General features: G+C 71.0%; 6 protein-coding genes. All 6 read left to right on the forward strand.

From position 1 onward, the window contains the following. The first annotated feature begins 207 nt into the window (after nt 1-207). The gene (locus ACFWIW_RS40345) at nt 208-1,740 is read left to right on the forward strand and encodes a sensor histidine kinase (protein WP_378373315.1); all 1,533 of its coding nucleotides are present in this window, start codon (nt 208-210) and stop codon (nt 1,738-1,740) included. 4 nt (nt 1,741-1,744) lie between these two features. Next, on the forward strand, nt 1,745-3,592 hold the full coding sequence (locus ACFWIW_RS40350) for an ArnT family glycosyltransferase (RefSeq protein ID WP_378373316.1): 1,848 nt from the start codon (nt 1,745-1,747) through the stop codon (nt 3,590-3,592). 74 nt (nt 3,593-3,666) lie between these two features. Continuing rightward, nucleotides 3,667-4,920 carry a glycosyltransferase gene (locus tag ACFWIW_RS40355; RefSeq protein ID WP_378373317.1) on the forward strand — a complete coding sequence of 418 codons (1,254 nt, stop codon included), beginning with the start codon at nt 3,667-3,669 and terminating at the stop codon, nt 4,918-4,920. A gap of 3 nt (nt 4,921-4,923) precedes the next feature. Further along, nucleotides 4,924-6,768 (forward strand): ArnT family glycosyltransferase, encoded by a 1,845-nt coding sequence (locus ACFWIW_RS40360; protein WP_378373318.1) that lies wholly within the window; start codon nt 4,924-4,926, stop codon nt 6,766-6,768. A 42-nt stretch (nt 6,769-6,810) separates the two neighbouring features. After that, on the forward strand, nt 6,811-7,632 hold the full coding sequence (locus ACFWIW_RS40365) for a hypothetical protein (RefSeq protein WP_378373319.1): 822 nt from the start codon (nt 6,811-6,813) through the stop codon (nt 7,630-7,632). A 160-nt stretch (nt 7,633-7,792) separates the two neighbouring features. Next, a partial coding sequence (locus ACFWIW_RS40370; protein ID WP_378373320.1) for a PP2C family protein-serine/threonine phosphatase occupies nt 7,793-8,525 on the forward strand: 733 nt, incomplete at its 3' end.

Here is an 8,525-nt window from a genome sequence, read left to right on the forward strand (position 1 = left end):
GTGGCTGGGTGTGGGGTGGCTGTGTTCCTAACCCAACTTTCGAAACCTTGAAGGTTGCGAAAGTGGCTTTCGCAACACGCTCACCGAGCGAGCGGCCGCGGCTGTGCCCGGTTTGTGCCGCCGTCAGCCCCCTCCGTGACCGCGGCACACAGCGGGCTCACAGGCGGGACACAACGCGCGCATACGACGGCGGCGCACCCTCGGGCCATGGCATCCGGCCCGGTCCCGCCCACCGGCCCGCGCCGGTGGACCCGGCCCGGGCGGCTTTCCCTGCGCGCCAAGCTGACCGGCTCGATGGTGCTGCTGCTCACGTTCGTCTGCCTGGTGATCGGCGTCGCCGGCGAGATCGCGCTGCGGTCGTTCCTCACCCGCCAGATCGACGACCAGCTCTCGGCCGCGTCGGCCCGCGCCCACGACTTCGCGAGCAGGCCACCGGAGGACGGGCTCGGTCCCAACCCGCTCAACGCGCCGGGCCAGGCGTCCGGGACGCTCAGCGTACGCGTCTCCGGCGACCGCGTGCTCTACGCGGGAGTCCTTACCGTGCAAGGACTTCCCCAAGGCCTGTCGGCCGAGCAGGAGGCAGGGCTGTTCTCGATCCCGGCGGACCGGCCGCCGATGACGCTGACGATCGGCGGGCTCGGCGACTACCGCGTGCAGGCCTCCTCGATCCCCGGCGGCGTGGTCGTCACCGGGCTCCCGCTCGGCCCGATGCAGGACACGCTGGCCACCGTCAGGTGGCTCCTGTTCGGCGTCGCGGCGGCGGGCGTCGCCGGTGCCGGGTTCCTCGGCGCGTTCGCCGTCCGGCGCACGTTGCGGCCGCTCGACCGGGTCGCGGCGACCGCGGGCCGGGTGTCGGCGATGCGGCTCGACCGCGGCCAGGTCGCGCTTTCCGTGCGGGTGCCCGAGATCGACACCGATCCGCGGACCGAGGTCGGCCAGGTCGGGTCGGCGCTGAACCTCATGCTCGGCCATATCGCGCGGGCGTTGGAGGCCAGGCAGGCCAGCGAGACCCGGGTCCGCCGGTTCGTCGCCGACGCGAGCCACGAACTCCGCACACCGCTCGCGGCGATCCGCGGGTACGCCGAACTCGCCGGCCGAGGCAGCGCGCTGGCCCCGCCGGAGGTCGCGCGTTCGATGTCGCGGATCCAGTCCGAGGCGGCCCGGATGACGACGCTGGTCGAGGACCTTCTTCTGCTGGCGAGACTCGACGCCGGGCGGCCGCTCGAAGCGGGCGAGGTCGACCTCACCCGGCTGGCCGCGGACGCCGTCGGCGACGCGCAGGTCGCCGGCCCGGACCATCGATGGGAACTCCGGCTCCCACCGGTGCCCGTCCTCGTCCGCGGTGACGTCCAGCGCCTGCACCAGGTATTGGCGAACCTGTTGTCCAACGCGCGCACGCACACCCCGCCGGGCACCACGGTGGTCACCGCACTGACCCGCGCGCACGACGGGGCCGCGGTGCTCACCGTCACCGACGACGGCCCCGGGATCGACCCGGAACTCCTGCCGAGCGTGTTCGAACGCTTCGCCCGCGGTGACCCCTCCCGGTCCCGGACCTCGGGGAGCACCGGGCTCGGGATGGCGATCGCGTCGGCCATCGTCGTCGCCCATCGCGGCACGATCGAGGTGCACAGCCGTCCGGGGCGCACCGAGTTCGCCGTCCATCTGCCGGTGATCGGATCCTCACAGCGGGTGCACAGCTTCGGCACAACCACCCCCCAGGTCGGCCCCCGACGCTGAGGCCATGACCCTCCTCGCCTCCCGCGACGAAGCCGATCGAACCGCTCCCCCCGCCCGGGGCACGCCCGCCGATCCGCGCTGGGTCCGGCCGTCGCTGGCCGCGCTCCTGCTCGCGACCGCCGTCCTGTACCTGTGGAACCTCGGGGAATCCGGCTGGGCCAACGCCTTCTACTCCGCGGCCGCGCAGGCGGGATCGCTGAGCTGGAAGGCGTTGTTCTTCGGGTCCAGCGACGCCGCGAACTCGATCACGGTCGACAAGACGCCCGCCGCGTTGTGGGTGATGAGCCTTTCCGCGCGCCTGTTCGGCGTCGACGCCTGGAGTGTCCTGGTGCCGCAGGCGTTGATGGGCGTCGGCTCGGTGGCGCTGCTGTACGCCGCCGTGCGCCGGACGTCCGGCCCGGCCGCGGGGCTGCTGGCGGGTACCGTCCTCGCGCTCACCCCGGCCGCCGCGCTGATGTTCCGCTTCAACAACCCCGACGCGTTGCTCGTCCTGCTCCTGACCGCGGGCGCGTACTGCGTCGTCCGCGCGCTGGAGAAGGCGAACCCGCGCTGGCTGGCGCTGGCCGGGGTCGCGGTCGGTTTCGGCTTCCTCGCGAAGATGTTGCAGGCGTTCCTGGTACTGCCCGCGTTCGGGCTCGCGTACTTGATCGCGGCGCCGACGTCGCTGGGCAAACGTCTGCTGCACCTGTTCGGCGCCTTGAGCGCGACCCTCGTCTCCGCGGGCTGGTATCTCGCCGTCGTCGCGATGTGGCCCGCCGCCGACCGGCCCTACATCGGTGGCTCGCAGGAGAACAGCCTGTGGGAGCTGGCTTTCGGCTACAACGGCCTCGGCCGCATCACCGGCGACGAGGTCGGCAGCGTCGGCGGGAATCCCAACGGCGGCTGGGGCGGCACCGGCTGGGACCGATTGTTCGGCGACGAGATGGCGGGCGGGATCGCCTGGCTCCTGCCCGCCGCCGCCGTCGCGCTCGCCGCCGGACTGTGGTTCACGCGCCGTGCCCCGCGCACCGATCGCGGGCGGGCGGCGCTGATCGTCTGGGGCGGCTGGTTCCTGGTGACCGCCGTGGTGTTCAGCTACATGGGCGGCATCATCCACGCGTACTACACGATCGCGCTCGCCCCGGCCGTCGCCGCGCTCGTCGGGATCGCGGGCACGCACTTGTGGCGCGCACGGGGGAATCCGGCCGCCGCGGGCACCTTGAGCGCGGGGGTCGGGCTGACCGCGCTGACGGCGTATCTCCTGCTGTCACGGCGATCCGACTGGCTTCCCGGACTGGCGATCGCGGTCCTCGTGGCCGGTCTCCTGTGCGCCTTCCTGGTGTTCTTCGCCTCTCGATTGCCTGACGTAGCAAGGCGTCTGGTCGCCGTCGGCGCACTGGTCACGGTTCTCGCGGGAAGCGGGGCGTACACGGTCGCGACGGCCGCCACCCCGCATTCCGGCGCGCTTCCCTCCGCCGGGCCGGATACGGGCCGGGGCATGCGGATGGGTGGCGGCGGCCTGCTCGGGACGACCCTGCCCGGCGACGACCTGGCCGCCCTGATCCGGCGGGACAGCGCGAACTACACCTGGGCGGCGGCGACCGCGGGTTCCAACAACGCCGCGGGCTATCAGCTGGGCAGTGGCGCGCCGGTGATGGCCGTCGGCGGGTTCAACGGCACGGATCCGGCGCCCACGCTCGAACAGTTCCAGGAATACGTCCGAAGTGGACGGATCCACTACTTCCTCGGCGAAGGCATGATGATGCGCGGGGAGACCGGCAGCGACGCCGCCGAACGTATCGCCGCCTGGGTCGCGGAGACCTACGAACCGACCACTGTGGACGGTGTCACCGTCTACGACCTGAGCCGGTGAATCCCGTGTCAGGACACAGCGACAGCACAGCTCGGGCACAAGGCGACCTCAGCGCGATGGCCGAGATTGACGTCATGACAACCGCGATCCTCTCCGGCGCCGACACCGGCCGCCGCCCCGTCATCGTCCCGGACGGCTCCCCCGTTCTCGACGTCGTCATCCCGGTCTACAACGAGGAGAACGACCTCGAACCGTGCATCCGGAGGCTGCACGCCCATCTCGCCGAGCAGTTCCCGTACCCGTTCCGGATCACCGTCGCCGACAACGCGAGCACCGACGGCACGCTGCGCGTCGCGGAGCGGCTGAGCCGCGAGTTCGACGCCGTCGAAGTCCGGCATCTCGAAGAAAAAGGCCGCGGCCGCGCATTGCGTGCCGTTTGGTCCACTTCGGACGCTCCAGTGCTCGCCTACATGGACGTCGACCTTTCGACCGATCTGGCCGCGCTCGGGCCGCTCATCGCACCACTGTTGTCCGGTCACTCGGATCTCGCCATCGGCAGCAGGCTCGCCCGTGGCGCGCGGGTGGTGCGCGGACCGAAGCGGGAGTTCATTTCCCGCTGCTACAACCTGATCCTGCGCGGCACACTGGCGGCGAGGTTCAGCGACGCGCAATGCGGTTTCAAGGCGATCCGCGCCGACGTCGCCGAACGGCTGCTCCCCCATATCCAGGACACCGGCTGGTTCTTCGACACCGAACTGCTCGTGCTGGCACAGAAGACCGGGTTGCGGATCCACGAGGTGCCGGTCGACTGGGTGGACGACCCGGACTCGTCGGTGAACATCATCGCCACCGCGACCGCCGACCTCAAAGGCATCGCCCGGCTGACCAAGGCCACGCTGACCGGCCGGATCCCGATCAGCGGGCTGCGCGAACAACTCGGCCGCGCGCCGATCCAGGTTCAGGCGCCGGGGGTGGCGCCGAGCCTCGTGCGGCAGCTGGTGCGGTTCGCCGCCGTCGGCGTCGCCAGCACCGTCGCGTACCTCGTGCTCTTCCTGCTGCTGCGGACGTTCACCGGCGCGCAGGTGGCGAATCTCGTCGCGCTGCTGGTGACGGCGATCGGCAACACCGCGCTCAACCGGCGCCTGACCTTCGGGATCCGCGGCCGGGAAGGCGCCGGGCTGCACCAGTTCCAGGGGCTCATCGTGTTCGGTCTCGGGCTCGCGCTGACCAGCGGTGCCCTGGCACTGCTGCACACGATGACCGCGCCGGGGCTGGCGCTGGAGATCACCGCGCTCGTGCTCGCGAACCTCGCGGCCACCGTCCTGCGCTTCCTGCTGCTGCGCGGCTGGGTGTTCCGCCGCCGCCCCGCCACCGAGATGGAGAGCTGATCCATGACCACCGCACTCGCTTCCCGGGTGGAACCCGGCCACAGCAAGGAAAACTCCACCAAGCCACCTGAACGGTGGGTCCGGCCCGCCGTTTTCGGGCTGCTCGCCGCCACCGCGCTGCTGTACTTCTGGAACCTGACCGCCTCCGGCTACGGCAACTCGTTCTACGCGGCGGCCGTGCAGTCGGGCACCCAGGACTGGAAGGCGTGGCTGTTCGGCTCCCTCGACGCCGGAAACGTGCTGACCGTCGACAAACCCCCGGCCGCGCTCTGGGTCACGACGGCGTTCGCCCGGCTCTTCGGCTTCTCCAGCTTCACCGTGCTGGCACCACAGGCGCTGATGGGGGTGGCTTCGGTCGGTTTGCTGTATCTGACGGTGAAACGGACCTCCGGGCCGGTCGCCGGTCTGTCCGCCGGGGCGGCGCTCGCCGTCACGCCGGTCGCCGCGCTCATGTTCAAGTTCAACAATCCGGACGCGTTGCTGACGCTGCTGCTGATCGCGGGCGGTTACTGCACGATCCGCGCGATCGAAAACGCGAGCCCGCGCTGGCTGGCGCTGGCCGGGGTCGCCATCGGGTTCGGCTTCCTGACCAAGATGATGCAGGCGTTCCTGGTGCTGCCCGCGTTCGGGCTCGCGTACCTGATCGCCGCGCCGGCCTCGCTCGGCAAACGCCTGCTGCACCTGCTCGGTGCGGTGGCCGCGGTGGTCGTCTCGGCGGGCTGGTTCATCGCGCTGGTCGATGTGTGGCCGACCGATTCGCGGCCGTACATCGGCGGCTCGGACGGTGACAGCCTGCTCGAACTGGCCTTGGGCTACAACGGTCTCGGCCGGATCTTCGGCATGGGCGGCGGCATGGTGGTCGGCGGCCCCGGTGGCACCGTCAGCTCCGGCGGCGGGAACGTCGGCTTCGGTGGCGAGAGCGGCCTGACCCGGATGTTCGGCGCCAGCTTCGGCGGCGAGGTGTCGTGGCTGCTGCCCGCCGCGCTGATCGGGCTGGTCGCGGGGCTGTGGTTCACCAGGCGCGCGGCCGGGACCGACCGGACGCGGGCCGCGTTGATCGTGTGGGGCGGCTGGATGCTCGTCACCTCGCTGGTGTTCAGCTTCATGAGCGGGATCGTGCACCCGTACTACGCCGTCGCGCTGGCGCCGTCGATCGCCGCGGTGGTGGCGATCTCCGGGACCTCGCTGTGGCGCGGCCGGGCGCATCTCGCGCCCCGGGTGTTCTTGTCGCTGATGATCGCGGCCAGCGCCGTCTGGGCGTACATCCTCTTGGACCGTGACGCGGACTGGCTGCCCGCGCTGCGCTGGATCATCGTCGGCCTCGGCCTGGTGACCGCCACCGTCGTACTGGTGGGTGTCCCGCCGATGCGCCGGCTCGTCGCCGTCGTCGCGGCGGTCTCCGTGCTGACGATCGGCCTCGGCACCACCGCGTACGGCATCGAGACCGCTTCGCAGGCACACTCCGGCTCGATCCCGATCTCGGGCCCGTCCACCGGTGCCGAGCGTGGAATGGGCATGGAAGAGGGGTCCTCGGCGGAGATCGGGGCCGTGCTCGCGGCGACCACGACGAAATGGGCGGCCGCGACGTCGAGTTCGCAGTCGGCGGCGAATCTGGAGCTCGCGAGCGGGAAGTCGGTGATCGGCATCGGCGGCTGGAGCGGCAGGGATCCCGCTCCGACGCTGGCGGAATTCCAGCAGTACGTGGCGAACGGCGACATCACCTACTACATCGAAGGCGGCCGCGGCGGCGGGCCGGGTGGCGGCTCGAACGAGATTTCCGAATGGGTCGCCGAGAATTTCAGCGCCACCACGGTCGGCGAGCAGACGGTGTACAACCTGCTCTCGTAAATCCTTCGACAAACGTCGGGGCGCACGGGAATCCTGGACGGCGTGAATCGGCCGTACCGCTGGGATCTCGTGCGCCCCGACCAGCTCGGGACGCTACTGGAGCGCGCCGAAGAACCGTCGTTGTGGTTCCTGGGCGAACTGATCGAATGCGCCGCGAAGGTGATCGCGCGGGCGGGGGACGCGGACCTCTACTTCGTCGGCCGCTCCGCGGACAGCGTGCACGACCTGCTGAGCGGAACCCCTTGGCGGGAACGGATCCACCAGTTGCCACTGTCGTTCGCAGGGGCATACGCCGGGCTTGCCGAGTCCGATGTGGACACTCTTCGCGGCTATCTCGCCGCGGCGGGGCTGAGCCCGCACGATCTGGCGCGCGGGCGGCCGAAGGTGTTCGTCGACCTCGTCTACACAGGACAGACGTTCACCGAACTCTACGGATTCCTGCGGCGCTGGATCGAGGACGAACGCGAGGCCTGGAGCATCATCCGCGGACGGCTCCGGTTCCTCGGGATCACCATCCGGGAGCGCACGACGCCGTCGGCGTTCCGCTGGCAGCAGGAGTTCGCGTGGCCAGCCGAGCTGCCCGCGAACGGCGTCCGGAACATCTCGCTCGACGAGCCCGTCTGGCTCTACTTCGGCAACACCCAGCCCAAGCTGACGGCGTCGTTCCCGCGGCCGCGCTGGTCGGACGAGAACGGCCGCGCGCCGGAGCATTCGGACCAGCGGCTGCGGGGGCTCGCCGAGGCGGTCGCGATCGTCGAGGCGGGGCGCTCGAAGGCGGGGCGGGACCTGCTCGTGCGGCATCTGCGGAAGGAACCGGCGATGGCGGAGAGCTGGCTGCGGACGCTGATCACCCGTCTGCGCTGACCGGCCTGCTCACCGGCCTCGTGAGTGGCAAGGACGGTTAGAACCGTCCTTGCCACTCACGAGACGGGACCGACAGCTGCCTTTCACCTACCCCTCAGCCGCTCCACAGGTTCGCGGCGCACTCTGGAAACAGGCATCACCCAGGGGTGAGGAGAAGACGATGAGGGAGCTTCCGCACTGGCACACGGCGAGCGCGCGGGGACCGCGCGAGTACAACGCGGACGCCGTCGCGGCGTACGCGGCGGCGGGCGGCCGCGGGATCGTGTTCGCCTTGGCCGATGGAGTCGGAGATCACCCGAATGCCGCACAAGCGGCGCGGACGGCCGCCTCGGCGGCGGCGCGGACACCGGTCGAGCAGGGGGCCGTCGGGGCCGTTCTCGCTGCTCAGCGGGCCGTGCTCGCACTCGGCGGGCCCGGTGACTGCGTCCTCGTCGTGGCCGTCCAGAGCGGCGAAGGGTATGGCATCGCGTGGGTCGGGGACGCGCGGGCGTACGCTTGGGACGGTTACACCGTGCGGCAGGTGACGAAGGACCATACGCTCGCGCAGTACTTCCGCGACCACGACCAACCCGTGACACCGCGGATGGAACACGTCGTCACCACCAGCGTCCGCACGGCCGGTGCGCACGAGATCGGCACCGCCACCGTCACGACCGGCGGGCTTCTGCTCACCAGCGACGGTGTGCACAAGACGCTCAGCGGTCCGGCCATGCTCGACATCCTGGGGATGCCGGACGGGGCGGCCACGGAGCTGGTGCGGACGGCGATCTCGCTCGGTGGCTCCGACAACGCCACCGCGATCGTGGTGGATCCGCCCGGCGCGGAGGTCACCACGGAAAAGTTTCGCGGGGGGGGGGGGAGCCCGGGGGGGAGGGGCCGCCCCCCGCGCCAAA

The organism is Amycolatopsis sp. NPDC058340 (assembly GCF_042723975.1).
Lineage (GTDB): Bacteria > Actinomycetota > Actinomycetes > Mycobacteriales > Pseudonocardiaceae > Amycolatopsis.

Coding starts and splice junctions, on each gene's coding strand:
- ACFWIW_RS40360 (WP_378373318.1), top strand. CDS start 4,924: ATGACCACCGCACTCGCTTCCCGGGTGGAACCCGGCCACAGCAAGGAA.
- ACFWIW_RS40350 (WP_378373316.1), top strand. CDS start 1,745: ATGACCCTCCTCGCCTCCCGCGACGAAGCCGATCGAACCGCTCCCCCC.
- ACFWIW_RS40355 (WP_378373317.1), top strand. CDS start 3,667: ATGACAACCGCGATCCTCTCCGGCGCCGACACCGGCCGCCGCCCCGTC.
- ACFWIW_RS40345 (WP_378373315.1), top strand. CDS start 208: ATGGCATCCGGCCCGGTCCCGCCCACCGGCCCGCGCCGGTGGACCCGG.